This is a genomic window from Tersicoccus solisilvae (assembly GCF_014643255.1).
In the GTDB taxonomy this organism is placed as follows: Bacteria; Actinomycetota; Actinomycetes; order Actinomycetales; family Micrococcaceae; genus Tersicoccus; species Tersicoccus solisilvae.
Genome location: NZ_BMJI01000086.1, coordinates 1 through 573, shown reverse-complemented (window position 1 = coordinate 573; position 573 = coordinate 1). Strand labels below are relative to the sequence as shown.

The 573-nt window shown below is 39.3% G+C and carries 1 protein-coding gene and 1 pseudogene; one reads left to right on the top strand and one right to left on the bottom strand.

The genetic code is table 11. The annotated features are described in order from the left end of the window. Positions 1-374 (top strand): hypothetical protein (locus tag IEX22_RS16375; protein ID WP_229660118.1); only part of this gene is annotated, 374 nt, incomplete at its 5' end. Between the two features lie 13 nt (positions 375-387). On the opposite strand, the pseudogene IEX22_RS16370 reads toward IEX22_RS16375, so the two are convergent. After that, positions 388-573: pseudogene (locus IEX22_RS16370) on the bottom strand (IS110 family transposase); the annotation flags it as partial.

The window sequence follows — 573 nt, the reverse complement described above, 5'->3', positions numbered from 1 at the left end:
AACAAGGAAATGTGAATTCAATTGTTAAACTCCTTGCTCTCAATAGTCCTGCGCAAATACCTGACATTGAAAATAGCAGAGAACTGTTATCTTTAGATGTAATGCATGCAGAAGTTCGTCAAATGAAATCGTTACTTGAAAACATTACGAATGTTGCTCGACCTTCAAAAGCTTCATTTGCACTAATAGAGTATGAAAGGTTAAATGATGAATTTCACCGTCTTCAAAATGCTAGACGATTATCGCCAGAAGAGAGAATGGATCGGATGCATAGGTTGATCCGTGATATTGAAGAATCCATGATGCATTGTAGAGATGCCGAAAGTCATAATTATTATCATGCTCTGATGGATAAAGTTCATCGCTCAATATAGGCATAACAAACGACTATGGCGTCAATCCTTTATTTTGGGCGATGTTTTGGTCCCACATGATGCCATCTCGAAGCATAGAGTTTAGGATGACCACCATCTTGCGAACGCAAGCAATAATCGCCACTTTCTTTGGTTTTCCAGCTTCGAGTAATCGAGCGTAAGTGTCCTTGAAAACAGGGTTACATTGCATGGCTGACAT